Origin of the sequence: Dyella sp. AD56 (genome assembly GCF_002878475.1) — a bacterium.
In the GTDB taxonomy this organism is placed as follows: domain Bacteria; phylum Pseudomonadota; class Gammaproteobacteria; order Xanthomonadales; family Rhodanobacteraceae; genus Dyella.
In genome coordinates, this window is record NZ_NRDP01000011.1 from 217,026 (window position 1) to 242,843 (window position 25,818).

Consider the following 25,818-nt stretch of genomic DNA (forward strand, 5'->3'; position numbering starts at 1 on the left):
ACGGTGAATTCCGGTCTGCCCGGCATAAGCCGGGCACCCGCTCAGGCGACCGGAATCGCCGTGTATTCGTCCACGCCAATGGCGCGATTGATGTTCTGCATGGCCTGGGTCGCCGCACCCTTCAACAGGTTGTCCAGCGTCGCCACCACCACCACGCGCTTGCCGTCGTTCGATACAGCGAAGCCTCCGATATCCACGTGATGCTTGTGCGCGATCTGGCTGACCCAAGGCGCTTCCTCGACCACGCGCACCAGTTTCTCGCCTTCGTACGCGGCTTTGAAACGGTTGACGATATCTTCGCGCTTCACCTGACGTGCCAAATACAGATTCGTGGTGACGGTAAGGCCACGGAAATGCGGCGCCACGTGCGGCATGAACTCCACCGGCACGTTGAGGTGGCGGCTGGCCTCCTTCTCGTGCATGTGGCCAGTAAGCGAGTACGGCATCAGGTTGTCGCGCAGCTTCTCCGGGTCGTTCTTGTCGGACGGCGTGGTGCCGGCGCCCGAATAACCCGACACGCCGAAGCTCACTGGCGGTGCCGCGAGCAGATCCTTCAGCGGGGCGATCGACAACTGGATCGCCGTTGCGTAGCAGCCGGGATTGCTGATGCGCTTCTCGCCGCGCCAACGTTCGCGGGTCAGCTCAGGTAGGCCGTAGTACCACTTCTCGTTGAAACGGTAATCCGCCGACAGGTCGACGATGAGCGTGTCCTGCTTCGCCTTGTCGATGGCCTCGACGAACGGCGCCGCCTTGCCGTTGGGCAAGGCGAGCACCACAACATCTGCGCCCTGCGCAGCCACGGCCTCGGGATCGAGGCTGGCGTAGCGCAGGTCGCCGTGGAAGCCGTCCACCTGATCGGCCACGCGCTGGCCGTCCAACTCACGCGAGGAAACGAAGGCCAGTTCCAGTGCGGGGTGCGCCGCCACCAGGCGGATGAGTTCGGCGCCAGTGTGGCCGCGCGCGCCGACGATACCGATGCGATGTTTGGTCGTACTCATGATTCAATCCACCAAGGTCGGTTGCCGCTGCGCGCAATGGGCGACGCAGTGGGCGATCGTCTCGAAGTCTTCAATGCCGTACCAGAACACTTTCCAGCGTGGCTGCTTGAGGCAACCGTCCGATTCGGCGTAATAGAAGTGATTGACGGCATTGCCGTGGCGCGAGCGCCAGAACAGCTTCGGATTTTCCTCGCGCATCACCTGCCACACGGCGCGGCCCAGGCCTTCACCTTGCGCGTCGTCGAGCACGGCGAACTTGTCCAGGTACGGCAACCCATCTTCCTGGGTGAGGATCATCGCCGTGCGGTAGTTTTCGCTCACGTAGATGCGGAACGGCTTGGTGCGTTCGAAGTAATCCGGTACCAGCGTGCGGCCAAAGCTCGACTCGATCAGCTCGCGCATGCGCGCCAGGTCGATACCTTCCCACGACTCGAAGCGCTTCACCTTCTCGCCACGGCGCACCAGCGTGCCCGAGCCCTTGTGCGTGAACAGCTCCTTGGCCAGCTCCGACGGCTTGGTGATCGACACCGAGGACGTGAGCGGCAGGTCGTTGAGCAGATCCGCGATCTGCTCGATCTTCAGACGCATGCCGCCGTTGATCCACGGCTGCGCCATCAGGTGCTCGAACTCGGTACTCAGGTTGATCGAGTCGATGATGTTGCCCTTGTCGTCCAGCAGGCCACCCGTACCCGTGAGGAACACGATCTTGTACGGCTGCAGCACGCGCACCAGTTCATTGGCGGCGAAGTCCGCGTTGACGTTGAGGATCTGGCCCTCTTCCGTCTCGCCCAGGCTGGCGATCACCGGAATGGAACCGGCGCGCAGGCTGGCCTCAATCGGCGCGAGGTTGATGCTGCTGACCTTACCCACGAGACCGTAGGTGTCGCGATCCAGATAGCTTGCCGTGAACACACCCGACAGCACCGAGGTGGCGCGTGTGTCCATGGTCTGCAGTGCCTCGACCAGACGCAGGTTCTGGTCCTGGAACACTTTACGCACGATGGAGAGCGCCCTGGGCGTGGTCACGCGCAGACCATTCACCGTGTGCTTCTCGATGCCGGCGGCCGACAGCTCTTCGTCCAACTGTGGACCGGCGCCATGCAACACGATGGGCGTCAGGCCGACCTGCTGCAGGAAGGTCAGCGAGGACGTAAGTGCCGGCAGATCATCGCGCAGCACCGCGCCGCCGACCTTCACCACGGCAAAGCGCTTGGCGTCGAGCTGCGAGAAGCGCTTGAGGTATTGCTGGATCTCCTTCGCACTGCCCATGCTCGAAAGCAGGCGAACGATGGTTTTCCGGGTGTGCTTGTGGGCTTCCACTGTTGCTTAGCTCTTGTCGATGATGCGATGAATGGTGTCGGCGTAGTGCTTCAGCTGTTCGAGCGAGACCCACTCGTCGGCGGTATGCGCCTGCGCAATGTCGCCGGGGCCGTAAACGAAACTGATGTAGCCAGCGGCGGAGAACAGGGCCGCTTCTGTCCAGAAGTCCACGGCATTGCCGATGGGAATGTTGAGCTCGTCCGCCAGGTCCCGCGCGGCCAGACGACGGGCTTCCGCAGTGGCCGTGTCACCGGCTGGCAGCGAATCGCCGCGGAACAGCTCCTCGAACGACACCGGCTGCGGCTCCACCAGCGTGCGGAAGGTTTGCAGCAACTGATCTGGCGCCATGGTCGGCAGCGGACGAAAACCAAAACGCACCTCCGCCGACGGGGCGATCATGTTCGCCTTGATGCCGCCGTCCACGCGACCGATGTTGAAGCGCAGGCCGGTGAGTCCACCGAAGCGCTCGTGCGCCTGCTTATCCACGTAATCCAGCGCTGCCGCGCTCCAGCGTACGGCCTGATGCACGGCGCTGTCGCTGGGCTTCTGTTCGCCCGAGGCATGCCCTGCACTGCCCTTGAAGCGCATATGCACGGAATGGATGCCACGATGCGCAAGTACCGCCTCGCCCTTGGTCGGCTCGGCCACGATGATGGCGTCGTACGCTGGCTTGTCCTTGAGGAAGCCAGCGATGCAACGTGGATCGTTCGCTTCCTCATCGGTCGAAAGCAGCAGCGCCATATCGCCCTGGGTGACGTTGGCGACCGCCACCAAGGCAGCGGCCGCACCCTTGATATCGCAGGCACCCAGGCCAATGGCGCGATCTTCCGTTACGCGAAGTTCGTGCGGGCTCGCCGTCCAGTGCGGCGAATCCGGCACCGTATCCAAGTGCACGTTGAACAGCACCTTGGGGTTTCCACGCACGGCATACAGCGTCACAGCGCCAGCGCCGTAATCGGTCACGCTGACGTCGAAGCCCGGCAGGTTCTCCCGCAGGTAATCGAAGATGCCGCCGGTGCCAATTTCGCGCGGCGGATTGCGCGTGTCGTAGCTGACCAGCGCGCGAAGATGTCGAAGGGTGTCGTCGAGTAATGAGCTCATGAAGTCCGTCGTAATAGATGCGTCGCCGGGCCCGTCAGAAACGAGCCAGCTGGTAGATGTCCGGCCGATAGATTTCCATCAGCGTCTCGGGACGTGAAGGCGCGGTAAAACCGTGCCGGGCGTAAAGCTCATGAGCATCGAAGGTGGCCAGCGTGAAACGGCGCAACCCTTGCAGATCCGGATGCTCCAACACCGCATCCACCATGAGCTTGCCGTAAGCCTTGCCGCGATGATCGGGCAGCACGAACACGTCGACCAGGTTGGCGAATGTCGCAAAGTCAGAAATGACTCGCGCAAACGCCACCTGGTTGCCGTTCACGTAGCCGCCAAAGCACAGCGAGTGTTCGATGGACCGGCGCACCGTCGACAGTGGAATGCCTTGCGCCCAGGTGGACCCGGTCGAAAGGAACCCATGAATCAGCGCCAGATCGAGCTGATTCTTGTCGGTGGAGATGTGCAGGTTCTCGTCCATCACGCCGTGCTCCTGACTATGCTTAGGCGCGATTGATTTCCGCCCACAGCGTGCTGCTCATGCCGAACAGCTTGATGAAACCTTCGGCCTCTTCCACACCCCAGTCCGCCGACTGGGCGTAGGTCGCGCCCTTGGCATTGAGGATGTGCGGAGAACGGACTTCCACCGCCGTGACCTGCGCACCCGAGGTCTCCAGCACCACTTCGCCGTTGACGGTGCTCTGGCTGGAGGCCAGGTACGCTTCCAAGTCGGTCTTGATCGGATCGTGGAAGAAACCTTCGTAAACCACTTCCACCCACTTGCGCGCCACTTCCGGCTTGAAGCGGTTCTGCTGCTTGGTCAGCACAGCTTCTTCCAGCGCACGATGTGCGGCGAGCAGCGAGATCAGGCCCGGCGCTTCGTACACGATGCGGCCCTTGAGGCCGATGGTGGTGTCGCCGGTATACATGCCGCGACCCACGCCGTACGGCGCAAACAGTTCATTGAGCTTGGCCAGCAAGTTCGCGCCCGGCAGCTTCTCGCCATTGAGCGACACCGCCTCACCCTTCTCGAAGCCAAGGGTGACCGTGAGCTTTTCGGACGGCCACTCAGAACGCGGCTTGCACCAGCCACGTGCGCCCTCGCCCGGGGTCTTCCAATGGTCAATCTCGCCACCGGAAAGCGTCACGCCCAGGAGATTCTCGTTGATGGTGTAACTCTTCTGCTTGGCGCGGACTTCAAAGCCACGCTCCTCCAGATAGGCTTGCTCGTAAGCGCGCGTCTGGGTGTGTTCCTTCTGGATCTCGCGGATCGGCGCCACGATCTGGTAGTCGCCCAGCGCCTTCACGGCCAGGTCGAAACGGACCTGGTCGTTGCCCATGCCGGTGCAACCGTGCGCGATGGCTTTGGTGCCCAGTTCCTTGGCGCGTGCGATGGCCGCGTCCACGATCAGGTAGCGGTCCGACACCAGCAACGGGTATTGACCCTGATAGGCCTCGCCAGCCTGCACGAAGGGCTTCACGAAACCATTCCAGATCGCCGGGCCGCCGTCGACCGTGACATGGCTCGCCACGCCCAGTTCCTTGGCGCGCTGCTCGATATAGGCGCGCTCCTCGGCATCCACGCCGCCGGTGTCGGCGAAGACGGTGTGCACGGCCCAGCCGCGCTCCTTGAGGTAAGGCACGCAGAAGCTGGTGTCGAGGCCACCGGAGAAGGCGAGAACGATGTCTTTGCTCATGACTTGCGAATCCTGAAATGGATGGCTAAACGGGAATGATTAGATGGATTCAACCACGATGCGCGGTTCCACGCGCACCGGGAAGTTCACGGAATTGGCAATGAAGCAACCGTGGTGCGCGGGATCGTGCGCAGCCTCGGCCTTGGCCGGGTCGCTGTCGGCCGTAATGGTGACGATTGGATGCAACACCACCTCGGTGAAGTGGCCGCCATGGACGTCCGTTTCCATCGTGCCCTCTGCGCTGTCGGCGTACGCCGTGACGACCACTCCGGCGAGCACGGCCTGGTGCAGGTACGACAACATGTGGCAGGTGGACAGCGCCGTCACCAGCATGTCCTCGGGGTTGTGCTTGCTGGCGTCGCCGCGAAACGCCGGATCGGATGAACCCTCCAGCATCGGCTTGCCTGCAATGCGGATCTCATGCGCGCGACCGTAACCTTGGTAAGTCTTGGTGCCAGTGCCCTGGTTGCCTGTCCAGGTGACGTCGACCTTGTAGCTGTGCTGATGCGTATGGCTCACGACCTGTCCTTTTCTTGTTGTGACATGAGATCGGCCAGCTCCGCGTCGCCACGACCGGCGCGCTCACCCAATCCCGCATGCACGCCCGCGCGATTGGCATCAGGATGGTTCTGGCTCAGCTTGAACTTACCTTCGATGCGCTCGATGGAAATCTCGAGACCCACGATGGCGCGCAGCATCTTTTCAATGTGGTCTTCTGGCGCGTCCGACACGTGCCACGGCTCAGGCTGGCCAGCTTCGTGGCGATCGGTCAGGCGCTCCAGCAGCGTGCGCAGCCACACGCCATCGCTGACCGTACGCAGGCGGCCATGCACATGCACCACGGCGTAGTTCCACGTCGGCACTTCGCGATGGGTTTCCCGCTTGCTGGGGTACCAATTCGGACTCACGTAGCCGTCAGGGCCACGGAAGATCACCAGCACTTCGGCACCATCCATGCGCGACAGCTCGTTACCGCGCGCGACGTGCCCGTGTAGTTTTCCGTCCACCAGCTCAAGCGGCAGATGATTCGCCGCCAGACCACCCTCGCCGTGCGTCACTATGGTGGCGAACGGATACGCATGCATCAGTGCGTGCAGCTTCTCGCTGTTCGCTTCCTTGAAATGCGTGGGAACGTACATGATCAGCGATGACCCATCAGCGAGGCCATTACCGCCTTCTGCACGTGCAGACGGTTCTCGGCTTCGTCGATGGCGATGCAGGCCGGCGAATCCATCACCGCGTCGGTAGCCTTCACGTTGCGGCGCAGCGGCAAGCAGTGGCTGAAGAGACCATTGTTGGTCAGTGCCATCTTCGCCTCGTCGACGATGAAGTGCTTATTGGCTTCGCGGACCGGCTTTTCCTGTTCCCAACGACCGAAGAACGGCAGCGCGCCCCAGCTCTTGGCATACACGACATCGGCGCCACGGTAGGCGTCCTCGATATCGTGACTCACCTTGAACGAGCCGCCGTTTTCCTTGGCGTTCTGGTAGCCGAACTCCATGTAGCGCTCGTCGAGCACATAGTCAGGCGTGGGGCACAGCAGGGTCACGTCCATGCCCATCTTGGTGGCGATGAGCAGAGCCGAGTTGGCGACGGCCGTGTTAAGCGGCTTGGGGTGGTACGTCCAGGTGAGCACGTACTTCTTGTTCTGCAGGTTGCCCAGGTGTTCCTTCAGCGCCATCGCGTGCGCCAGCTCCTGGCACGGATGGGTGATGGTTTCCATGTTGATCACCGGCACCGTGGCGTACTTGGCGAACGCCTTGATGACGTTGTCCTCGCGGTCCACTGCCCAGTCCTGGAATTTCGGAAAGGCTCGCACAGCGATCAGGTCCACATAGCGCGACAGCACGCGCGCCACTTCCGCGATGTGCTCTTCGGTATCACCGTCCATCACCGTGCCAACTTCGAACTCGATCGGCCACGCGTCCTTGCCCGGTGCCAGCACGATGGCATGGCCACCCAGGTGGAAGGCGCCCAGCTCAAAGCTGGTACGCGTGCGCATGGACGGGTTGAAGAACATCAGCGCCACCGACTTGCCTGCCAACTGCTGGCCGCGCGGCGAGCGCTTAAAAGCCGAGGCCTGCTCAAGCAGCGCATCGATCTCAGCGCGACTGTAATCCTGGGTGGTCAGAAAGTGGCGGAGCGTCATGATGGAGGTTGCCCTTGTCGAATCGTCGGAATCCAGAAACAAAAAAACCCGGCTGCTAGCCGGGTTTTGTCGTCGATGCACGTTAAACGCGTGCGACAGCCTACCCGGCCAATTGGCGGAGCAGCGGTCGGCGAGCACGCGACGTCATCCCAGCGGCCATGCGGGCGCTAGTGAGGACGGTGGCGGTATAGACGGCTGCGGACATGGAAGTTCCGGGAGGTTGAACTCGCATCATGACGGGAATTTCGCTGCCATGCAACAACAAGTGCCCACGGATAGAATATCGCCGCCCGAAGGCGGCGATGTCGGCCTGGATCTCAGTCGGCGGGAGAAACGCTCACCCGCACACGCAAGCGTTCGCCGGGGTCGTAGTTGAGCCGGGACAGGTACACCTCGCCCCGGTAACGGTATTCCACGTCATAGCCCATGATGCGGCGCTGCTCGCTCACTTCGCTGACCTGTCGGCAATGGGTTTCAGTGGTCTCGTACTCACCACCGCCCGACTGAGTGGCGCTGTTTCCGACGGCACCACCCGCCACGGCGCCAACCACGGTTGCCGCCGTACGGCCACTGCCCCGGCCCACGGTACTGCCCAGCACGCCACCCACCACAGCACCCAGGATGGTGCCGGCAGCCGACCCCTGGCTGGGGGTCTGACGCACTACCTGTTGGTCATAGCATTCCTGGCGCGGCACTTCGGTGCGTGCCACGCCATACACCGGATCGACGCGCAGCACATCCGCCCATCCATAGTGGGTGTTGTCGTCATTCTGTTGATTCTGGTACCGCGCATCCTGCGCAAACACGCCAGTGGTCACTAGGGACAGCACCAGCGCAGGGAACAACCACTTGGTCATTACGACCTCCGCAAGGAGCAACTCGGGGCGCATCTCTGCACCTCATAGCATCCATTCCAGCAAATTCACTCTGAATCGACGCTTAGAAGTTGTCCTAAAGTTGGACGAACGTCTGCCGTTGTTCATCCATCCGGCTCTGTTCCGGCGGGCAACCGGCAGGCCGGGGCCCTGTGGCCTGCGGAGCGCTCTACGGCTTGTTAAGATGCGCGACTGGCTTGCGCCGCCCGGCGCCGCTATCCACCGTCCGGACCACCCGACCGATGCCGATTTCGCTCCATAACAGCCTGACGCGCCGCGTAGAACCATTCACCCCGCTCGACCCGAACCGGGTCACGATGTACCTGTGCGGGCCGACGGTCTACAACTACGTGCACATCGGCAATGCGCGCGGACCGGTGCTGTTCGACGTGCTGGCGAAGCTGTTGCGCCGCCACTATCCGAACGTGGTCTACGCCCGCAACATCACCGACGTCGACGACAAGATCAACGCGGCGGCCCAGCAGTTGGGCGTGGGCATCGAAAGCATCACCACGCGCTACGCCCAGGCCTATCGCGAGGACATGGCCAAGCTGGGCATTGCCCCGCCGGACGTGGAGCCACACGCCACGGCGCACATCCCTCAGATCATCGCCATGATCGAGCGCCTGATCGCCAGCGGCCACGCCTACGCGGCGGAAGGCCATGTGCTGTTCAAGGTGGGCTCGTACCCTGCCTACGGCGCACTTTCGGGACGCGACCCCGAGGAACTGTTGGCTGGCGCGCGCGTGGAAGTGGCGCCCTATAAGGAAAGCCCAGGCGACTTCGTGCTGTGGAAGCCCTCCACCCCCGAACTGCCGGGCTGGGACAGCCCCTGGGGTCGCGGCCGCCCGGGTTGGCACATCGAATGCTCGGCCATGAGCGAGGCCCACCTGGGCGAAACCATCGACATCCATGCCGGTGGCGTCGATCTGCAGTTCCCGCACCACGAGAATGAGATCGCCCAGTCCACTTGCGCCCACGGCGGCAAAACCTTCGCCCGCTTCTGGCTGCACAACGGCATGCTGACCTTTAGCGGCCGCAAGATGTCAAAGTCGCTGGGCAACGTGATGTTGGTGCACGAATTGCTGAAGCAGCATCCGCCGGAGGCCTTGCGCCTGCTGCTGCTGCGCGGCCATTACCGTCAGCCGCTGGACTGGTCAGACAGCGCTGTGGCGCAGGCGATCAGCACCCTCGACGGCTGGTATCGCGTGCTGCGCGACTTGGCCGATGTCGACGTGGATACGGCCAACCTGCCCGTTCCGGCGACGATTGAGGCGGCACTGTGCGACGACCTCAATACGCCGCAGGCACTGGCCGAACTGTCCCAGCTGGCCGATACCGCTCGTCAGGCAAGCACTCCTGAAGCCCGACACGATGCCAAGGCGACCCTGCTCGGTGCCGGCGCCGTGCTTGGCCTACTGCAACAGGATCCGGAAACCTGGTTCAAGCAGGCTGGCGGCGAAGATGCCGTTGATGAAGCGCGCGTCGAGGCACTGCTTGCAGAGCGCCGCAGCGCCCGCGCTGCCAAGGACTTCAAGCGCGCCGACGCCATCCGAGAGGAACTCACCGCGATGGGTGTCGCGATTGAGGATGGGGCGCAAGGTACGCGCTGGAGCGTCGTGAAGGGCTGAGCAGCCTTCCAGCCCCCTATGTAATGACGGGGCTAGACTGACTCCTCACCCCAGCCCTCTCCCCACAGGGGAGAGGGCGCAGAAAAGCGGCGCATGCTCAAACGCGCGATAATGGCGCTATGAATGCCATCGCCACTTCCAGCGCCGAACAGGCGCAGCAAGACATCGTCGACGAATTTGCCTTCTTTGGAGACTGGACTGAGCGCTACCAGTACCTGATCGACCTGGGCAAGCAATTGCCGGACTTTCCGGAAGACCTGAAGATCGAGGATTACCGCGTGCACGGCTGCCAGTCGATGGTGTGGCTGGTGCCCAGCGGTGATGCGGGCAAGCTGCACTTCCAGGCCACCAGTGACTCCGCCATCGTCTCCGGACTGATCGCCCTGGTGCTACGCGTGTATTCGGACCGCTCCGCCCGCGACATCGTCGCCACGGAACCGAGCTTTATCCAAGCCATCGGCCTGGCGAAGCACCTTTCGCCCACGCGCTCGAACGGCCTCGCCGCCATGCTGACGAAGATCAAGGCGTATGCCGCGGCCACGCTGAAAGCCTGACCCGGCCATTACAAGACACATCAAAACAAAGCCCCGCGCAGCGGGGCTTTGTTTCATGCGGCACACGGCAAAGGTGCGACCGCTTAGTCGCCCATCTGCTTCTGCAGATGCTCGCGACGCTCCTGCGCATCGAGCGACAAGGTGGCAATCGGGCGGGCGTCGAGACGCTCCACGCCAATTTCCTCGTCGGTCTCTTCGCAGAAGCCGTAGCGGCCTTCTTCGATGCGGCGCAGGGCCTTGTCGATCTTGGAGATCAGCTTGCGGTAACGATCACGCGTACGCAGCTCCAGCGAGTTTTCGGTCTCGCGGGTGGCGCGTTCAGCTTCATCGCCCACATCACGCACCTCATCACGCAGGTTCTCCATGGTCTGGCGCGACTCTTCCACCAACTGCTCACGCCATTCGCGCAGCTTGTTACGGAAGTAGGCCAGGTGCTTGGGGTTCATGTACTCCTCGTCGTTCGAGGGGCGGTAACCCTTGGGCAGATCGATCAGCGTCGTAGAGGGCAGCGCATAACGGCCGTCTTCACGGGTGATGCCATTGTCGAGAGTTGCAGATTTGTTCATCGAGGACTGCTGGGCTTTCTGAGTTTTGATGGGGATGTGACGAGCGGTCGCACTGGCCACTTTGCCTGTGAAAGGCGATGTGACCGGCTTGGCCGGCACGGCATGGGAGACCGGGGTTGCCTTGGCCGGGGCCGGCGTCGCCGGCCGGGCAGCCGCAGGCTGCTTGGCGGGGACGGGGCTGGCCGCGGGCTTGGCGGGCGCTGCCTTGGCCGTCTTTGCCGGTGCCGGAGCCGGCTTCACCGGCTTGGTCACCGCCTTGGGCGGCTCCTTCTTGGCGGGCTCCGAAACTTTCTTGGCGACCGGTTTCTCAATTTTCTTAGCGACGGCCGGTTTCTTGGCCGGCGCGCCTTCTTGGCGGGAGGCTTGGGAGCGGCCTTCTTGGCAACACTCTTGGCCGGAGCCTTGGCGACGACCTTCGCGGCGGCAGGCTTCTTGGCAGCGGCAGCCTTCTTCACCGGCGCATTCTTCACGGCCGGCTTCTTGACCGCGGCTGCCTTGGTGGGCACCGCACTACGCCCGGCGGCAACCTTCTTGCCGGCCTTGACGTCTTTCACCTTGCCGGCAGGCTTTCCCTTCTGCGGCTTGGTGGCTGTCGCACTACGCGTCGTTTTCGCCATTTCCCTTCACCATTTTGGCCTTGGCGGCCGGGTGTTATAGCCCATGCGGCTTACACCGGCAACCTTGCTTCTGGAATACTTGCGCCACTACATGCCGCAAGCTGTTTTGGCAGCGTCAAACCGTCGTGACCCGACTGATACTTCTATTGCTTGGCTTCTACAAGCGCTGGTTAAGCCCCCTGCTGGGTCAACGCTGCCGCTTCCATCCCAGCTGTTCCGATTATGCACGGATTGCCATCGTGCGCTTCGGGCCGCTCAGGGGGGGGCGCACTTGTCATCTGGCGCCTGTTGCGCTGCCAGCCATTATGCGAGGGTGGCAATGACCCCGTCCCCGAGCACTTCACCTTTCGCCGCTGTCGCACCCCAGGAGAAACCCATGTCCACTGACTGGTTGATCAAAAACGCCGAGTTGGTCAACGAAGGCCGCCGTTTCCACGCCGATGTGCGCGTGAAGCAGGGCCGTATCGACGCCATTGCCGGCGACCTGGACGCCCGCGCCGGCGAGCAGGTGGTCGACGCCAGCGGCCTCTGGCTATTTCCGGGCATGATCGACGACCAGGTGCACTTCCGCGAACCCGGCCTGACGCAGAAGGCCGATATCGCTCACGAGTCGCGCGCCTGTGCCGCCGGCGGCATCACCAGCTTCATGGAGATGCCCAACACCAAGCCGCCCGCACTGGACCGCGAGACGCTGGAAGCGAAGTATGCGCGCGGCGCGGAGGTCTCCGCCGTGAACTATGCCTTCTATATGGGCGCCAGCAATGACAACCTTGAGGCCATCAAGCGCCTCGACCCGCTGGCAGCGCCCGGCATCAAGGTATTCATGGGCGCCTCCACGGGCAACATGCTGGTGGATAACCCAGAGGTATTGAACGGCATCTTCAAGTACGCGCCTACGCCGATCATCACGCACTGCGAAGACACGCCGATGATCGACGTGAACCTCGCCAAGGCGCACGAGAAGTACGGCGACGACATTCCGGCCTGGGAGCATCCGCTGATCCGTTCGCGCGAGGCATGCATCAAGTCGACGCGCCTCGCCATCGAGCTGGCCCGACGCCACAACACCCGCCTGCACGTGCTGCACATCTCCACTGCGGACGAACTCGCGCTGTTCGAGCCGGGCCCGATCAAGGGCAAGCGCATCACCGCGGAAACCTGCGTGCACTTCCTGCACTTCGACGATCGCGACTATGAGCGCCTGGGCTTCCTGATTAAGTGCAACCCGGCGATCAAGACCTCGGCCGACCGTGAAGCCATCATCAAGGCATTGGCCGAAGGCCGGCTGGACGTACTGGCCACCGACCACGCCCCGCATTTGCTGGAAGAGAAGGGCCAGTTGTACGACAAGGCCCCCAGCGGCCTGCCGCTGGTGCAGTTCGCGCTGCAGGCAGCCTTGCAGCGTGTGTTCGAAGGCAAGCTGACGCTGGAGCGTGTGGTAGAAGCCGTGACTCATGCGCCTGCCACGCTGTTCGACGTGAAGGAACGCGGTTTCCTGCGCGAAGGCTATGCCGCCGATCTGGTGCTGGTCGACCCCAACAAGTCGCACACGGTGCGTCGCGAGGAGGTGCTATCCAAGTGCGGCTGGTCGCCGTTCGAGGGCTACACCTTCAACAGCTCGATCGCGGCCACCTTCGTGAACGGCCAACGCGTGTGGGATGGCAAGAGCGTCGATCATGCCGTGCGCGGCCAGCGACTGGCGTTTGATCGATGACGTGGAGGCTACGGGCGAGCGCGCTGCTCGCCCTTGGCGTAGCCGCCCTGCCCCTGGCGGCGGCCACGCTACCGCAAAGCCTTTCGCAGGGCGGATTGGTAACGGCCACGGTGCCGGCGGGCTCGTCCGCCACCGTGAACGGCAAGAACGTGCGCGTTGGTGACAACGGCATGTTGGTGTTTGGCGTAGGCCGTGATGAAAAGGGGCCCGTGGTTGTTGTGGTTACCTCTCCCGATGGCCACCGGGACACCTCACGAGTGACCGTGACGCCTCGCGCCTGGCCCGTGGAGCGCGTCAACGGCGTGCCACCCAAGACGGTAAACCCACCGCCCGACATCGCCGCGCGCATCCAGCGTGAACAGGCCGAAATGGCGGCTGCGCGCAAGCGTGACGATGACCGTGAAGGCTTTGCACACGGCTTTATCTGGCCGGTGACGGGCCGCATCAGCGGACGTTTCGGCAGCCAGCGCATTTTCAACGGCACGCCGAAATCGCCGCATCCGGGGATGGATATCGCCGTGCCTCAGGGCACGCCGGTGAAGGCCCCGGCTGACGGCATCATCACGTTCGCCAAGCCCGACCTCTATCTCACCGGCGGCACCGTGCTGATCGACCACGGCTTCGGGCTCAGCTCCAGTTTCCTGCACCTGTCGCGACTCGACGTGAAGGTCGGCCAGACAGTGCACCAGGGTGAGGTGATCGGCGCAGCAGGCATGACCGGACGGGCGACTGGCCCACACGTGCACTGGGGGATCAACTGGTTCGAGGTGCGACTCGACCCGATGCTGCTGCCAGGTATCGAAGGCACCAGCCCGCACTAACCCTCGTTAAGCGGGCTGCATGTCGCCGGTTACGGTACGGCCTTGAGGGTGATGCTCACCGGGCCGTTTTCGCCGGAACGACCAAGCACACTGGTGCGCGTGTCGTTGATGGCGAGCAGCTTGTCGCCCTGCTGCAGACGCACGTTGATAGCGAAATCCACGCCGTCGTGCAGGTCGGCCGGGTCATAGCTCAGCATGAAATCCACCGGCGACGCGCCGACGGGCTGGATGCGTTCTTCCGCCACGGTGCGTGAAGCAACGTCCTGGCGACTCACGTCAGCTAGCGTCACGATCAGCACGGCATCGGCCGGCACCGGATTCGGTAAGTCGTAGCGCACGTCGCCCACCAGCGTCCTCATCAACGCTTCGTGCACCGGAGCTGCAGGCGCGCTGGTGGTGGCCGTCGGCTGGGAGGCCGCTTCCTTGTGATGGAACGGGAGCCACGAGCAAGCAGACAGCGCGAGCAAGGCAACGGCCAGCAAGGGAAGACGAAACGACATGCATGTTCTCCAGACGATGAAAGCCCTGCAACGGGCTTTCATCATGCTAACAGGGCCTACTTGAACTAGTGTTCAGGCGCAGCCCTTGCCTGCGTAGCCACCTTCCACGCCCTTGCTGGCGTAGGCGACAGCATCGTGCGGATGCAGGCTCTCCTGGTGCTCCACACGGATGTGAAAGTCGCTCAGCGCCTTGTTCACGTCGAGCGTCTTCTGGATGCGGCGGGCCGCGTCCTCGCAGAACATCAGGTTGCCACCATTCGCAAGCGCGAACGCCTGCTCGTCTTCGCGCTTCACGGCAGTCTGCACCGGCGTGCCCAAGGCTTGCTCGGTGACGTCGATCAGGTCGATCAGGTTGAAGTTGGCGCCGTCCGCCGGACGCACGCGCAGGCGCGCGACGCTGCGCTGTGCGTGCGGCGTAGCGACAATGCCCTTCTCGCTGCCCAACCAGGCCAGCACAGCGGCGTGGTCAAGCGGCTTGGCGGTATCGAAATCCTTGGCGAACTGGTCCTGGATCAACTGACGTGACAGCGCAGCCGATGCGGGACAGGTCGACGAGTAGACGATCTCGGTGCCGAACTCCAGCAGAAACTCATCACCGATCATGCTTGCTTCGATGGTCACCGGGTATGAGCGCCAGCCGCTGTTGGCGCTGCGCAGCGCCGGACGACGCACTAGGTGCTCGAAACGGATGCTCAGGCAGGCGCGATCGGACAGATCCTTGTGCGACTCCAGAAAGCCGCGCAGCAATTCGCGCAGCGTGTCGGTGCCCAGCGTCTGCGTACTCAGTGCCTGCTCGACCTGCAGATAGAGGCGCGACATGTGGATGCCCCGCTTGTCCGGGCGGCGCAGATTGACGAAAGCCCCGACGCGTGCGCTGGCACGCTGTACGTCACCGTCGCCGGCATCGAAGCGCACCGGCACCTCGATGCCGTCCATGCCGACCCAATCCAGCTCGCCGACGAGATGCGGCTGAGCGTGGACTGCCACATCGGGCAGCAGGCGGGCGGTGTTTTCCTCGGTGTACATAGTGAATCCTGTATGTCCGGCCGGCGGTCTTGGCGCCGGGAGACCACAATCTTGGGGCACGGTGGGTGCCTCGCAATAGTGGCGCGCGGGAAACGCTGCGTCCCGGCTTGCCTCAGTTCGCCGCGCGGCGCCAGGCCTTTGCTGCCTGCCACGCTTGCCACGCCACGCCCGGCCCCTGTCGCCCCTGCCCCTTGCGCAGCACGTCGAGCGGGTCTGTCGCCTTGCGCGCCTTGCCTACCAGGGTTTTACCCTGGCGCGACTCCAGCCCGCGGAACGCGCTCAACGGGCCAGGCAGACGCTCCGATTCACGCCACGCCTGGTGCAGATCTTCCAACTGGGCACGAACCGCATCGTTGCGCACGGTACTGGCCTCGCGCAGCTCATGGCGGCTCAGGCCGAATTTGGCCAGGCGCGACATCGGAAGCGCCAGTCGATCGCGGTCGGCATCTTCCTCGAGACGCAGCAGCGAATAGAGCATGTGTGACAAGGTCGCCACGCGCGCGGCGCGCTCGCTGGATGCCTTATCACCGAACCACCACGCAGTTTCCAGCTCGGCAATGGCCCCGTGCAGCAACGAGCCAGCGGCAACCTGGGCCGGGAAATCCGCTGCCGTGCCCTCCTCCAGTTGCCCCATGGCGGCCAGCACGGGAGCGACCCAGCGCTCAGCCGCAATGGCATGGGCACGGTCATCGTCGAACAGCACGTGCGTCAGGGGGTGGCGACCGCCACTGGAGGCCGCACCCGACAGTTCTTCCGCCCACCAGTTGAGCTTGGTGGCCGCCACGTGCGGCTCACGAATGCCATACGCAGCCGCCAGCCATTCCTGCTCGAGCGCCGCTAGCGCGATGTGGCCGGGGTAGGTGTTCTTATCCACGAATGCCAACGCGATGCGCTGCTGTGGCTGTACGGCCAGCCACTTGTCGATGTAGCTCTGCAGCGCTGTATCGCTCATGCGACCACCGTCAGGCGGCGGGTGAGATCAGATGGATGGTCCACCACGAGATCCGCATTCCACTGATAAGGGTCGCCGCCATCGAGGTAGCCCCAACGCACGGCGACCGTATACGTGCCTGCCCCGGCGCCTGCCATGACGTCGCGGCGATCGTCGCCCACGAACAGGCAACGCGAAGGATCGAGCCCAGCGCGCTCGCATGCCAGCAGCACGGGTGCCGGGTCTGGCTTCTTGACGGGCAACGTATCGCCGGACACCACGGCCGCGGCGCGTGGCGCCCAGCCGATACGGACCAGCAGCTCGTCAGTCAGGAAACCCGGCTTGTTGGTGACGATGCCCCACGCGATACCCTGCGCTTCGAGCGACGACAGCAGTTCGTCCACGCCATCGAACGGACGTGTGTGCTCGGCCATCATCGCGTGATAGAGCTCAAGATAACGCGGTATCAGGAGCAGCAACGCCTCGTCATCGAGGTCAGGAAAGGCGCAGCGCAGGATGGCACGTGAGCCACGCGAGACCACGTCGCGAACCATCGCGTACGGCGGCGCGGCCGCCTGCATTTCGTCGCACTGGGCTTTCAGCGCCGCATAGAGATCGGGAGCGCTGTCGAGCAGTGTGCCGTCGAGATCGAACAGCACGCCCTGGATATTTACCGGAAACGACTTCATGCGGGCTTTCGTGCGCTGATCAGGTAGTTCACGGCCGTGACGCGGCTCAACCACGCCTTGCGATTGAGCGGGTTGTAACCAAGGCCCGACACGTCATCGATTTCCAATCCAGAATGGCGCATCAGGCGCCCGAGCTCTGATGGCTTGAGGAATTGCGCGTAGTGATGGGTGCCGCGCGGAAGCATGCGCATGATGTACTCAGCGCCAAGAATGGCCGCACCGAACGCCACCGGCGTGCGATTGAGCGTGGACATCACCACCACGCCACCGGGCTTGATCATGCGGGCGAGGTCACTCACCAGCGCGGCCGGATCGGGCACGTGCTCGATCAGCTCCATGCAGCACACGGCGTCGAAGCTCTCCGGTTCGGCAGATGCCAATTCGGTCGATGACTGCACGCGATAGTCGATGTCGAGGCTCGGGTTCTCCAGTCGCGATTCGTGCATGTGCAGTCGCGCGATCTCGATTACCTTGTCACCCAGGTCGATGCCGGTGACACGTGCGCCCGCCTTGGCCAACGCCTCGCTGAGCAGGCCACCACCACAACCGACGTCGGCCACCCGCGCACCGCGCAGATTGACGCGATCGGCTACGTACGAAGCACGAACCGGATTCAGGTCATGCAGTGGGCGAGACTCGCCATCCGGATCCCACCAGCGCGCGGCAAGCTTGCCGAAGCGAGCGATTTCCTCAGGGCTGACATTGGTTGCGGCTTGCATCGAAAGCATCCTTTGAAACGTTCGCGCAGCTTAGCGCGCGTTCCATTCGTAGACCGTGATATCCCAGCCGCCACTGGTATGGGCCGGGTCCTGATGTGCAATGGACAGCGCTTCGCTCATGTCGGCGGCACGCATGAGATAGGCGCCACCCGACTGGTCGCTGAAGCCACCGGACATGTCTAGCCGTCCGCCAGCACGCAGGCCTTCGAGGAAGTCCTTATGCGGCTGCACGAAAGCCGGATCGAAGTTCGGGCGACGCATAGCCATGACGAGATAACGATGCACGACGATCTCCTCAGCCCGCGTCGATGGCTGCAATGCGCTCGCGCCATGCGTGCGTCTTAGCCAGCACAGCATCGGTGTCGATATCCGTCAGCAGGCGGCCAGCCAATTTACGCACACCGTTGATCCACACGTCGGTGACCTGATGACGGCCGGTGGCGTACGCCAACTGCGAGGCTATGTGGAACAACGGCTGCGTTTCCAGATCGGACAGTCGCACGGCGGCCAGATCAGCCTGCTTGCCGGCTTCGATGGAACCGATGCGGTCTTCCAGGCCCATCGCGCGTGCGCCATTGAGCGTGGCCGCGCGCAGCGCATACGCGGCATCAAACGCAGCTGCGTCGCCGGCCACAGCCTTCGCCAGCAGCGCTGCGGTACGCATCTCACCGAACATGTCGAGGTCGTTGTTCGACGCGCAGCCGTCCGTACCAATGGCGACGTTCACCCCGGCCTTGCGCAGCTTTTCGGCCGGGCAGAAGCCCGAGGCGAGCTTGAGGTTGGATTCGGGACAATGCACCACGGAAACACCCGCTTCCGCGCAGGCTTCAATTTCCGCGTCGGTGAGCTGGGTCATGTGCACAGCAATCAGGCGGTCATTGACCAGTCCCAACTTCTGCAAGCGCTGGAAGGGACGCAGACCGGACTTGGCCTTCTCCTCTTCCACTTCATGCGCGGTTTCATGCGTGTGCAGGTGCACCTGGATATCGAGCTGGTCGGCGAGCACGCGAATGCGCTCGAAGCTTTCGTCCGACACGGTGTACGGCGCGTGCGGCGCAAACGACGTGCTGACCAGCGTGTCACCCAGGAAACTGTCGTGCACTTCGATGGCGCGATCGAAGTACTCGTCCTGCGTCTTCGCCCACGCGGTAGGAAAATCGATCACCGGCAAGCCGACCACGGCCCGAAAGCCCATACGTCGGTAGGTAGCGCCAATGACGTCGGGGAAAAAGTAATTCTCGTTGGCGCAGGTGGTACCACCACGGATCATCTCGGCCACGGCCAGTTCGACGCCATCGCGCACAAACTCCGGGCCGATCACCTGACCTTCCACCGGCCAGATGTGCTTCTGCAGCCACACCATCAACGGCAGATCGTCGGCAAGGCCGCGCAGCAGCGTCATGGGGTTGTGCGTATGTGTGTTGACGAGGCCGGGAATCAGAACGTGCTCACCCAGTTCCACGCGCTCGCGCGGTGCATAGGCGGCGCGGGCATCCGATATGGGCAACAGCGCCACGATGGCGCCCTTGTCGACAGCTACGGCGTGGTGCTCAAGGACGACGCCATGCGGCTCCACCGGCACGACCCAGCGCGCTTCGATCAGGAGGTCGATGGTTTGCGGGGCGTTCTGGCTCATTCCTTGACTCACTTTTTTTAATGTTGGATACGACATGGGGCGGATCACCTTGCGGTGGCCGCCCCATGGTTGCCTAACGGCATGACGAACCATACGTTGTCACGCCATGCGCAGATGCGCAGGCCAATGCGTCACTTGCCGACGCGGCTGACGTATTCGCCCGTGCGGGTATCGACCTTGATCACTTCGTCGGTCGTGACGAACAGCGGCACGCGGACTACGGCGCCGGTTTCCAGCGTCGCCGGCTTGCCGCCGCCACCGGAGGTATCGCCACGCAGGCCCGGGTCGGTCTCGGTGATCTTCAGCTCGACGAAGTTCGGGGCCTGCACGCTGATGATCTCGCCGTTGAACAGCGTGACCACGCACTCTTCCTCGCCCTTCAGCCACTTCACGGCATCGCCCAGGCCTGCCTTGCTGGCCTGGTGCTGCTCGAAGCTTTCCTGGTGCATGAAGTGCCAGAACTCGCCGTCGGAGTACAGGTACTGCATGTCGGTGTCCACGACGTCGGCGACTTCAAAGCTGTCGCTGGACTTCATCGTCGACTCGCTGGTGCGGCCGTTCTTCAGGTTGCGGATGAAGATGCGTGTGAACGCCTGACCCTTGCCGGGCTTGATGAAATCGGCGTCGGTAATGACCCACGGGTCATTGTTGTGAAGGATCTTCATACCCTTCTTGACGTCGTTAAGACCGGCGGTGGCCATGTGCTGCGCTCCAGGTGTGATGCCGCGGGGAGGCGGCTAGAATAGGGTTTTCACCGGGCCTCCGGGCCCGATTCATGACCTCCTATGATAACCGCAAGCCGCGCCGCCCGCCTATCACCGCCCGGACCCGACTGGCGCGCGCTCTGGCGCGAGGCCGTGACGGACCCACGCGAACTGCTGGACCTCGTTGGCCTGAGGCATCTGGCCGACCGCCTGCCCGTGGACGATGCCGGCTTCGCCGTACGCGTGCCGCGGGGCTTCGTGGCCCGCATGCGGCAAGGTGACCCCAGTGACCCCCTGCTCCTGCAAGTTCTGCCCCAGTTGGCGGAACATGACGTGATCCCGGGTTTCGGCACCGACGCCGTGGGCGATATGGCGGCCCGCTCCGCCCAGGGCGTGCTGCACAAGTACGAGGGCCGCGCCCTACTGATCGCCAGCGGCAGCTGTGCGATCAACTGCCGCTATTGCTTCCGCCGCCATTTTCCCTATGGCGACGAGATGGCCGCCGCCGGCCAATGGCGCAAGGCGCTGGAGCACGTGCGTGAGGACAGCTCGATCAGTGAGCTGATCCTTTCCGGTGGAGACCCACTGTCGCTGGCGACGTCCAAGCTGGCGGAGCTTACGCAGGGACTGGCCGAGATTCCGCACGTCACCCGCCTGCGCATCCATACACGCCTGCCCGTCGTGCTGCCAGAACGTATTGACGAGGCCTTCGGCCAGTGGCTGGCTCAGCTTCCGCTGCAGAAGGTGGTGGTACTCCACGCCAATCACGCTAACGAGTTCGACACGGCGGTGGATTCCGCCTGCGCCCGCCTGCGCGATGCCGGTGCTACCTTGCTCAATCAGTCGGTGCTCCTGCGTGGCATCAATGACGATGCCGACACGCTGGCCGCCCTGTCCGAGCGCCTGTTCGCCGCGGGCGTGCTGCCCTACTACCTGCACCAGCTCGATCGCGTGCAGGGAGCTGCACACTTCGAGGTGGACGACGAACGCGCCCTCGCCCTCATCGAGGCGGTCCGGCATCGACTGCCGGGTTACCTGGTACCCAAGCTGGTTCGCGAAGTCGGCGGCGAACCCTCGAAGAGACCTGTGTAACAGATCCACAGTACAGTTGTGGGTTACGTCACTACCGGAATATTTCTGCTGGCAGCGGCCGGCGGAATCCGCTAAAACCCACGGACGGCCCGCCCTCCTGTCATCTCAGGCAAGCAGCGGCGCACAACGGAATAGCTCGGCGAGCCCATGAAAACTGACCAGGTCATCAAGATCCTTTTCATCGAGAAGTCAGTCGAAGACGCGGAACAGATCATTAGCCTGCTGCGCAACAGCGGCATCGCCGTAAGGCCCGGGCGCGCCACCAGCGCCGAACAGGTCACGGCGGCACTCGACGAACTGGGCCCGGACATCGTCCTCTTCGACCCTTCCGTCGGCACGCTCGAACTGCGCGAAGTGTCGCGCATGCTTGATGCGCATGGCCGCGACCTTTCGCTGATCGCGCTCGTCAGCCAGGTCGACAACGCAGCGATCACCGAGCTTTTCGTCAACGGCGCGCGCAGCGTGGCACTGCGGCCACAGCCCAAACAGCTGATGGCGGTCATCCAGCGCGAGTTCGACGCTCTCAACATGCGCCGTCAGGTGCGTCGCCTGGAAGCTGCACTGCGCGAGTCGGAGCGACGCTGCGACGCGTTGCTCGACTCCTCCACCGACGCCATTGCCTACGTACACGAAGGCATGCACGTCCGCGCCAACCAGGCCTATCTCGATACTTTCGGCTACACGGATTTCGACGACCTGCTCGGCCTGCCCTTGTTGGACATGATCAGCCCCAGTGATGCCGACGAACTCAAGGGCACGCTCAAGGGACTCTCCAAGGGCGAGAAGCCCGCCGGGGTGATCGAGCTGCAGGCGCGCCGAGCCGATGCCACCAGCTTCAAGGCAAGCGTGGAGTTCGCGCACGCCATGTTCGAGGGCGAGCCCTGCCTGCAGGTGGTATTCCGCCGGCAGAAGGTCGACACCAGCGTGATCGAACAGCTGCAGCGTGATGCAGTCACCGGCCTGTTCAACCGCGCGCGCATGCTCGAATGCGTCGACGAGGCTGTCTCCGCCGCCTCGCAGGGCACCAAGGGGCAGTCGCTGCTACTGATCGAGCCGGACAACTGGCAAAGCATCGTAGCCGGCGTTGGTCTCGCCAAGGCGGACGAACTGCTGGCCGCTTTTGCCAACCGCGTGGAGAGCCAGCTCACGGCCCACGATACCGCCGGCCTGCTAGCCGAGCACACGGTGGGCGTGCTGCTGCACACTCGCAATGATGAAGGCATCAAGCAGTGGATCACGGGGCTGCAGCAGGCCATCGCTGGCGGCATCTTCGACCTCGGCACCCGCTCCATCACCATCACCGCGAGCACCGGCGGCAGCCTGCTCGGCGAGCGCAACGCCAACACTGAGCTGCTGCTCAACCAGGCGAGCCAGGCACTGCGCAATGCACAGAGCCAGGGCGGCAATCGCAGCGATCTGCACGATCCCGCAGCCCGCGAAAAGGCCGACGAGGAGCGCGAGCGTTACTGGCTGGGCGTCATCAACCAGGCGCTTACACAGAACGATTTCGTCCTTTATCACCAGCAGACCATCAGCCTGCAGGATGCCGAGGGCGAGTTCTCCGAGATCCTGCTACGCCTCAATGGGCCACAAGGCGAGGTACTCCCCGGCTTCTTCATGCCGATCGCCGAGAAACACAACCTCACCCCGGCCATCGACCGATGGGTGCTGAATCAAGCGATCGAACACCTGCGCGCCCGCGATCGCATGGGCTCGCCGACGACGTTCTTCGTCAAGCTCACCGCCGGCTCGCTGGCGGACAAGGAGCTACTGCCCTGGCTGGGCGAGCGCCTCCGCCAAGCGGCACTCAAGCATGGCCAGCTAGTACTGGAAATGACCGAGAGCAAGGTGGTGACGGCACTGCGACCCTCGCAGGAGTTCGTACAAGCTTGGCAGAAGCTTGGCGGACAATTCGCGCTCGAACAGTTTGGCTCGGGGCTCAACTCGTTCCAATTGCTCAACCACATCAGTGCGGACTATCTGAAGATCGACCGCAGCTACATGGCCGACCTGCCTCAGCAAGCCGAAAATCAGAAGAAGGTGGTCGAGATCTGTCGCCAGGCGCGCGAGCTGAAGAAGCAGACCATTGCCGAATGGGTAGAGGATGCAGCGAGCACGTCGCTGTTGTTCGCCTGTGGCGTGGACTTTGTGCAGGGTAACTTTCTGCAGGAGCCGCAGAGGTTGGCGTGATCGTTTGCGTTGTCAAAGGTTGATGGCCCAGGCGCGGTCTTGCCTCTCCATTGTCAGCGCAATCATTGTCCCGACGTATGCCCGAGCCGGGCAAGCGCATAGCGCACTATCGCCTCAGTTTTCTACCCTCTCCCCAAAAGGGAGAGGGAGAAAAAGCCAAGGCAACCCCACAAATGAAAACCCCGCGAATTCCTTCGCGGGGTTCTCTTTAAACCAACAAGCAGACGCCCGAATTACTCGGCAGCAGCAGCCTTCTTGGCAGCCTTGGCTGCGGAGACAGCAGCGACGTCTTCCTTGATGCGGGCAGCCTTGCCTTCCAGGTTACGCAGGTAGTACAGCTTGGCGCCGCGGACCTTACCCTTACGCTTCACTTCCAGCGAGTCGATGGCCGGGCTGTGAGCCTGGAACACGCGCTCCACGCCGGTGCCGTGCGAAATCTTGCGCACGGTGAAGGCCGAGTGCAGGCCGCGGCTACGCTTGGCGATGACGACACCCTCGAACGCCTGGACGCGCTCGCGGTTACCTTCCTTCACCTTCACGTTGACCACCACGGTGTCACCAGGGCCGAACTCCGGCAGCTGGCGGGTGATCTGCTCGGCTTCGAACTGTTCGATGATCTTGTTCATGGCAACACCTGTCTGTTTACTGCGCCCTTAATGGGCCGTATCGTCGTGCCGCGTCTGCTGAGCATGCTCGCGGCGGAATTCATCCAACAGCGCTCGGGATTCTGCATCCAACGCGCGCTGCGCCAAAAGATCGGGACGTCGCAACCAGGTCCGTCCCAGCGATTGCTTAAGGCGCCAGCGGCGGATAGCCGCGTGGTCACCGGAAAGCAGTACATCCGGTACGTCGCCGAGTGCGTCATGCACCGGTTTTGCATAGTGCGGACAATCCAGCAGTCCGTCCGAAAACGAATCCTGCTGCGCCGACTGCGCGTCATTCAACGCACCGTCCTGCAAGCGGCCCACGGCATCGATGATCACTGCCGCGCCCAACTCGCCACCGGACAACACATAATCGCCGATGGAAAGCTCCTCGTCGACCTCGTGCGCCAGCAAACGCTCGTCCACACCTTCGTAACGCCCACAAAGCAAAGCAATGCGCGGCATTTTCGCCAGCGCTTCCACCCTACCCTGCGTCAACCTCGCACCTTGCGGGCTGAGGTAAACCACATGCACCGGTTCCGGTGCCGCCTCACGCACTGCCTTGAGGGCATCACGCAAAGGCTGAATCAGCATCACCATCCCAGGCCCGCCGCCGCAAGTGCGGCCGTCCACAGTACGGTAATTGTCGGTGGCGAAATCACGGGGATTCCAGGTTTCCACCTGAAGTAGTTCCCGCTGCTGCGCCCGACCGACTACGCCAACCGAAGCACACTGACGCATGAAGTCGGGAAACAGCGTGACGACATCAATGCGCATAGATCCTCAAACCTGTTTGGTAGCGCTTAGCGCGCTCAGAATTCAGGATCCCAGTCCACCACCATGCACCCGCCGGACAAGTCCACCGAACGCACGAAAGATCCCTGGATGAAAGGAACTAGCCGCTCGCGCGTGCCGTCCTTCACTACCACGACGTCGTTGGCGCCGGTCGCGAACAGATGACTGACTCGACCCAATGCCACGCCTTCCGTGGTGACGACCTCAAGACCCTCGAGATCGACCCAGTAATACTCATCCTTGCCGGGAGGTGGCAGCAGCTCACGAGCGACGTAGATGTCTTGCCCGATCAGTGCTGCTGCGGTGTCGCGGTCGTCCACGGCCGGGAATTGAGCGACAAGCCCTTTGCCCTGCGGACGACCCTTCACTCCCGTGATCTCCGTCTCCACACCCGGCGCCGACGTGAGCAGCCAGGGTTGGTAGGTGAAGATCTTCGTGCGGGGCTCGGTCCAAGATTCGATCTTGAGCCAGCCCTGCACGCCGTACAGCCCGACGATGCGTCCGACGAGGACGCGCCGGCCGGCTGCCGTCATACTCAGGCAGCCTGCTGCTTGCCGGCTTCCTTGACCAGGGACGCGACCTTATCGGTCAGCTGCGCACCCTTGCCAATCCACTCCTGCACGCGAGCAACGTTCAGCTCAAGGCGCTTGTCCTTGCCCGAAGCCACCGGATTGTAGAAACCCACGTTTTCGATGCTGCGGCCATCGCGCTTGTTGCGCTGGTCGGTAACAACGATGTGGTAGAACGGACGGCCCTTGGCGCCGCCGCGCGAAAGACGAATCTTGACCATAAATAAAAGCTCCAGAGTTGCCGGGATGCCGGCAGCACGCACGCAGCGGTGCGCGGTGAACGCGGCAT

29 protein-coding genes and 1 pseudogene are annotated in these 25,818 nt (G+C 63.2%); 7 read left to right on the plus strand and 23 right to left on the minus strand.

Features of this window, described 5'->3' with window-relative positions; all coding sequences use genetic code 11:
• Positions 1–41 precede the first annotated feature (41 nt).
• From argC to DyAD56_RS09240, 9 genes are all read right to left on the minus strand, one after another.
• Positions 42–998 carry an N-acetyl-gamma-glutamyl-phosphate reductase gene (argC, locus tag DyAD56_RS09200; protein ID WP_102302458.1) on the minus strand — a complete coding sequence of 319 codons (957 nt, stop codon included), beginning with the start codon at positions 996–998 and terminating at the stop codon, positions 42–44.
• A gap of 3 nt (positions 999–1,001) precedes the next feature.
• A complete protein-coding gene (locus tag DyAD56_RS09205) occupies positions 1,002–2,318 on the minus strand; it encodes an acetylglutamate kinase (RefSeq protein WP_102302459.1) in 1,317 nt (438 codons plus the stop codon).
• Between the two features lie 6 nt (positions 2,319–2,324).
• Complete coding sequence (locus DyAD56_RS09210; protein WP_102302460.1) at positions 2,325–3,419, minus strand: acetylornithine deacetylase; 1,095 nt, start codon at positions 3,417–3,419, stop codon at positions 2,325–2,327.
• A gap of 34 nt (positions 3,420–3,453) precedes the next feature.
• Positions 3,454–3,891: a GNAT family N-acetyltransferase gene (locus DyAD56_RS09215; protein WP_102302461.1), complete on the minus strand. Its 438-nt coding sequence runs from the start codon at positions 3,889–3,891 to the stop codon at positions 3,454–3,456.
• A gap of 22 nt (positions 3,892–3,913) precedes the next feature.
• A complete protein-coding gene (locus tag DyAD56_RS09220; protein ID WP_102302462.1) occupies positions 3,914–5,107 on the minus strand; it encodes an argininosuccinate synthase in 1,194 nt (397 codons plus the stop codon).
• Positions 5,108–5,146: 39 nt separating this feature from the next.
• On the minus strand, positions 5,147–5,626 hold the full coding sequence (locus DyAD56_RS09225) for an OsmC family protein (protein ID WP_102302463.1): 480 nt from the start codon (positions 5,624–5,626) through the stop codon (positions 5,147–5,149).
• On the minus strand, positions 5,623–6,246 hold the full coding sequence (locus DyAD56_RS09230; RefSeq protein ID WP_102302464.1) for an FMN-binding negative transcriptional regulator: 624 nt from the start codon (positions 6,244–6,246) through the stop codon (positions 5,623–5,625). Before DyAD56_RS09230 ends, DyAD56_RS09225 begins: the two co-directional genes overlap by 4 nt.
• Before the next feature lie 2 nt (positions 6,247–6,248).
• Positions 6,249–7,256, minus strand: a complete 1,008-nt coding sequence (locus DyAD56_RS09235; protein WP_102302465.1) for an N-acetylornithine carbamoyltransferase — start codon at positions 7,254–7,256, stop codon at positions 6,249–6,251.
• 317 nt (positions 7,257–7,573) lie between these two features.
• A complete protein-coding gene (locus tag DyAD56_RS09240; protein ID WP_102302466.1) occupies positions 7,574–8,113 on the minus strand; it encodes a glycine zipper 2TM domain-containing protein in 540 nt (179 codons plus the stop codon).
• A 260-nt stretch (positions 8,114–8,373) separates the two neighbouring features.
• Between DyAD56_RS09240 and cysS the strand changes: the two genes are divergently transcribed.
• Both cysS and DyAD56_RS09250 read left to right on the plus strand, forming a co-directional pair.
• Complete coding sequence (cysS, locus tag DyAD56_RS09245; protein WP_102302467.1) at positions 8,374–9,762, plus strand: cysteine--tRNA ligase; 1,389 nt, start codon at positions 8,374–8,376, stop codon at positions 9,760–9,762.
• A 119-nt stretch (positions 9,763–9,881) separates the two neighbouring features.
• Positions 9,882–10,316 carry a SufE family protein gene (locus DyAD56_RS09250; RefSeq protein WP_102302468.1) on the plus strand — a complete coding sequence of 145 codons (435 nt, stop codon included), beginning with the start codon at positions 9,882–9,884 and terminating at the stop codon, positions 10,314–10,316.
• Between the two features lie 83 nt (positions 10,317–10,399).
• Here DyAD56_RS09250 and dksA read toward each other — a convergent pair whose 3' ends face one another.
• The gene (dksA, locus tag DyAD56_RS09255) at positions 10,400–10,882 is read right to left on the minus strand and encodes an RNA polymerase-binding protein DksA (protein ID WP_102302606.1); all 483 of its coding nucleotides are present in this window, start codon (positions 10,880–10,882) and stop codon (positions 10,400–10,402) included.
• A 248-nt stretch (positions 10,883–11,130) separates the two neighbouring features.
• A complete protein-coding gene (locus DyAD56_RS23885) occupies positions 11,131–11,499 on the minus strand; it encodes a histone H1 protein (protein ID WP_158241302.1) in 369 nt (122 codons plus the stop codon).
• 125 nt (positions 11,500–11,624) lie between these two features.
• On the opposite strand from DyAD56_RS23885, the pseudogene yidD reads away from it, so the two are divergent.
• From yidD to DyAD56_RS09275, 3 genes and pseudogenes are all read left to right on the plus strand, one after another.
• Positions 11,625–11,886: pseudogene (yidD, locus tag DyAD56_RS09265) on the plus strand (membrane protein insertion efficiency factor YidD).
• The gene (locus tag DyAD56_RS09270; protein WP_102302469.1) at positions 11,876–13,213 is read left to right on the plus strand and encodes a dihydroorotase; all 1,338 of its coding nucleotides are present in this window, start codon (positions 11,876–11,878) and stop codon (positions 13,211–13,213) included. Before yidD ends, DyAD56_RS09270 begins: the two are co-directional and overlap by 11 nt.
• Positions 13,210–14,034, plus strand: coding sequence for a M23 family metallopeptidase (locus DyAD56_RS09275; protein ID WP_102302470.1), 825 nt, complete (start codon positions 13,210–13,212; stop codon positions 14,032–14,034). The genes DyAD56_RS09270 and DyAD56_RS09275 overlap by 4 nt, the downstream gene beginning before the upstream one ends.
• 29 nt (positions 14,035–14,063) lie before the next feature.
• Here DyAD56_RS09275 and DyAD56_RS09280 read toward each other — a convergent pair whose 3' ends face one another.
• From DyAD56_RS09280 to efp, 8 genes are all read right to left on the minus strand, one after another.
• The gene (locus DyAD56_RS09280; protein ID WP_158241303.1) at positions 14,064–14,534 is read right to left on the minus strand and encodes a YbaY family lipoprotein; all 471 of its coding nucleotides are present in this window, start codon (positions 14,532–14,534) and stop codon (positions 14,064–14,066) included.
• A 72-nt stretch (positions 14,535–14,606) separates the two neighbouring features.
• A complete protein-coding gene (gene folE2 / locus DyAD56_RS09285; protein WP_102302472.1) occupies positions 14,607–15,560 on the minus strand; it encodes a GTP cyclohydrolase FolE2 in 954 nt (317 codons plus the stop codon).
• A 112-nt stretch (positions 15,561–15,672) separates the two neighbouring features.
• A complete protein-coding gene (locus DyAD56_RS09290) occupies positions 15,673–16,512 on the minus strand; it encodes a squalene/phytoene synthase family protein (RefSeq protein ID WP_102302473.1) in 840 nt (279 codons plus the stop codon).
• Entirely contained in the window at positions 16,509–17,180 is a 672-nt protein-coding gene (gph, locus tag DyAD56_RS09295) for a phosphoglycolate phosphatase (protein ID WP_102302474.1), read from the minus strand. The genes DyAD56_RS09290 and gph overlap by 4 nt, the downstream gene beginning before the upstream one ends.
• A complete protein-coding gene (ubiG, locus tag DyAD56_RS09300) occupies positions 17,177–17,899 on the minus strand; it encodes a bifunctional 2-polyprenyl-6-hydroxyphenol methylase/3-demethylubiquinol 3-O-methyltransferase UbiG (RefSeq protein ID WP_102302475.1) in 723 nt (240 codons plus the stop codon). Before ubiG ends, gph begins: the two co-directional genes overlap by 4 nt.
• A gap of 30 nt (positions 17,900–17,929) precedes the next feature.
• The gene (locus DyAD56_RS09305; RefSeq protein WP_102302607.1) at positions 17,930–18,184 is read right to left on the minus strand and encodes a YciI family protein; all 255 of its coding nucleotides are present in this window, start codon (positions 18,182–18,184) and stop codon (positions 17,930–17,932) included.
• Between the two features lie 10 nt (positions 18,185–18,194).
• Entirely contained in the window at positions 18,195–19,535 is a 1,341-nt protein-coding gene (locus tag DyAD56_RS09310; protein ID WP_102302476.1) for a TRZ/ATZ family hydrolase, read from the minus strand.
• Between the two features lie 131 nt (positions 19,536–19,666).
• Positions 19,667–20,236: an elongation factor P gene (gene efp, locus DyAD56_RS09315; protein WP_102302477.1), complete on the minus strand. Its 570-nt coding sequence runs from the start codon at positions 20,234–20,236 to the stop codon at positions 19,667–19,669.
• A gap of 84 nt (positions 20,237–20,320) precedes the next feature.
• On the opposite strand from efp, the gene epmB reads away from it, so the two are divergent.
• Both epmB and DyAD56_RS09325 read left to right on the plus strand, forming a co-directional pair.
• Positions 20,321–21,331, plus strand: coding sequence for an EF-P beta-lysylation protein EpmB (epmB, locus tag DyAD56_RS09320; RefSeq protein ID WP_102302478.1), 1,011 nt, complete (start codon positions 20,321–20,323; stop codon positions 21,329–21,331).
• Between the two features lie 147 nt (positions 21,332–21,478).
• A complete protein-coding gene (locus DyAD56_RS09325) occupies positions 21,479–23,521 on the plus strand; it encodes an EAL domain-containing protein (RefSeq protein WP_102302479.1) in 2,043 nt (680 codons plus the stop codon).
• Positions 23,522–23,754: 233 nt separating this feature from the next.
• Here the strand turns inward: DyAD56_RS09325 and rplS are convergent, their stop codons facing one another.
• Genes rplS through rpsP form a run of 4 tightly spaced genes read right to left on the minus strand, consistent with a single transcriptional unit; the run spans position 23,755 to position 25,750 of the window.
• Positions 23,755–24,147: a 50S ribosomal protein L19 gene (gene rplS, locus DyAD56_RS09330; protein ID WP_074552164.1), complete on the minus strand. Its 393-nt coding sequence runs from the start codon at positions 24,145–24,147 to the stop codon at positions 23,755–23,757.
• A gap of 27 nt (positions 24,148–24,174) precedes the next feature.
• A complete protein-coding gene (gene trmD / locus DyAD56_RS09335; RefSeq protein ID WP_102302480.1) occupies positions 24,175–24,942 on the minus strand; it encodes a tRNA (guanosine(37)-N1)-methyltransferase TrmD in 768 nt (255 codons plus the stop codon).
• A gap of 35 nt (positions 24,943–24,977) precedes the next feature.
• The gene (gene rimM, locus DyAD56_RS09340; protein ID WP_102302481.1) at positions 24,978–25,493 is read right to left on the minus strand and encodes a ribosome maturation factor RimM; all 516 of its coding nucleotides are present in this window, start codon (positions 25,491–25,493) and stop codon (positions 24,978–24,980) included.
• 2 nt (positions 25,494–25,495) lie between these two features.
• Complete coding sequence (gene rpsP, locus DyAD56_RS09345) at positions 25,496–25,750, minus strand: 30S ribosomal protein S16 (protein ID WP_038616072.1); 255 nt, start codon at positions 25,748–25,750, stop codon at positions 25,496–25,498.
• Positions 25,751–25,818 lie beyond the last annotated feature (68 nt).

Coding starts and splice junctions, on each gene's coding strand:
- argC (WP_102302458.1), bottom strand. CDS start 998: ATGAGTACGACCAAACATCGCATCGGTATCGTCGGCGCGCGCGGCCAC.
- DyAD56_RS09210 (WP_102302460.1), bottom strand. CDS start 3,419: ATGAGCTCATTACTCGACGACACCCTTCGACATCTTCGCGCGCTGGTC.
- DyAD56_RS09215 (WP_102302461.1), bottom strand. CDS start 3,891: ATGGACGAGAACCTGCACATCTCCACCGACAAGAATCAGCTCGATCTG.
- DyAD56_RS09220 (WP_102302462.1), bottom strand. CDS start 5,107: ATGAGCAAAGACATCGTTCTCGCCTTCTCCGGTGGCCTCGACACCAGC.
- DyAD56_RS09230 (WP_102302464.1), bottom strand. CDS start 6,246: ATGTACGTTCCCACGCATTTCAAGGAAGCGAACAGCGAGAAGCTGCAC.
- DyAD56_RS09235 (WP_102302465.1), bottom strand. CDS start 7,256: ATGACGCTCCGCCACTTTCTGACCACCCAGGATTACAGTCGCGCTGAG.
- DyAD56_RS09240 (WP_102302466.1), bottom strand. CDS start 8,113: ATGACCAAGTGGTTGTTCCCTGCGCTGGTGCTGTCCCTAGTGACCACT.
- cysS (WP_102302467.1), top strand. CDS start 8,374: ATGCCGATTTCGCTCCATAACAGCCTGACGCGCCGCGTAGAACCATTC.
- DyAD56_RS09250 (WP_102302468.1), top strand. CDS start 9,882: ATGAATGCCATCGCCACTTCCAGCGCCGAACAGGCGCAGCAAGACATC.
- dksA (WP_102302606.1), bottom strand. CDS start 10,882: ATGAACAAATCTGCAACTCTCGACAATGGCATCACCCGTGAAGACGGC.
- DyAD56_RS23885 (WP_158241302.1), bottom strand. CDS start 11,499: ATGGCGAAAACGACGCGTAGTGCGACAGCCACCAAGCCGCAGAAGGGA.
- DyAD56_RS09270 (WP_102302469.1), top strand. CDS start 11,876: ATGTCCACTGACTGGTTGATCAAAAACGCCGAGTTGGTCAACGAAGGC.
- DyAD56_RS09275 (WP_102302470.1), top strand. CDS start 13,210: ATGACGTGGAGGCTACGGGCGAGCGCGCTGCTCGCCCTTGGCGTAGCC.
- DyAD56_RS09280 (WP_158241303.1), bottom strand. CDS start 14,534: ATGTCGTTTCGTCTTCCCTTGCTGGCCGTTGCCTTGCTCGCGCTGTCT.
- folE2 (WP_102302472.1), bottom strand. CDS start 15,560: ATGTACACCGAGGAAAACACCGCCCGCCTGCTGCCCGATGTGGCAGTC.
- DyAD56_RS09290 (WP_102302473.1), bottom strand. CDS start 16,512: ATGAGCGATACAGCGCTGCAGAGCTACATCGACAAGTGGCTGGCCGTA.
- gph (WP_102302474.1), bottom strand. CDS start 17,180: ATGAAGTCGTTTCCGGTAAATATCCAGGGCGTGCTGTTCGATCTCGAC.
- ubiG (WP_102302475.1), bottom strand. CDS start 17,899: ATGCAAGCCGCAACCAATGTCAGCCCTGAGGAAATCGCTCGCTTCGGC.
- DyAD56_RS09310 (WP_102302476.1), bottom strand. CDS start 19,535: ATGAGCCAGAACGCCCCGCAAACCATCGACCTCCTGATCGAAGCGCGC.
- efp (WP_102302477.1), bottom strand. CDS start 20,236: ATGGCCACCGCCGGTCTTAACGACGTCAAGAAGGGTATGAAGATCCTT.
- epmB (WP_102302478.1), top strand. CDS start 20,321: ATGATAACCGCAAGCCGCGCCGCCCGCCTATCACCGCCCGGACCCGAC.
- DyAD56_RS09325 (WP_102302479.1), top strand. CDS start 21,479: ATGAAAACTGACCAGGTCATCAAGATCCTTTTCATCGAGAAGTCAGTC.
- rplS (WP_074552164.1), bottom strand. CDS start 24,147: ATGAACAAGATCATCGAACAGTTCGAAGCCGAGCAGATCACCCGCCAG.
- trmD (WP_102302480.1), bottom strand. CDS start 24,942: ATGCGCATTGATGTCGTCACGCTGTTTCCCGACTTCATGCGTCAGTGT.
- rimM (WP_102302481.1), bottom strand. CDS start 25,493: ATGACGGCAGCCGGCCGGCGCGTCCTCGTCGGACGCATCGTCGGGCTG.
- rpsP (WP_038616072.1), bottom strand. CDS start 25,750: ATGGTCAAGATTCGTCTTTCGCGCGGCGGCGCCAAGGGCCGTCCGTTC.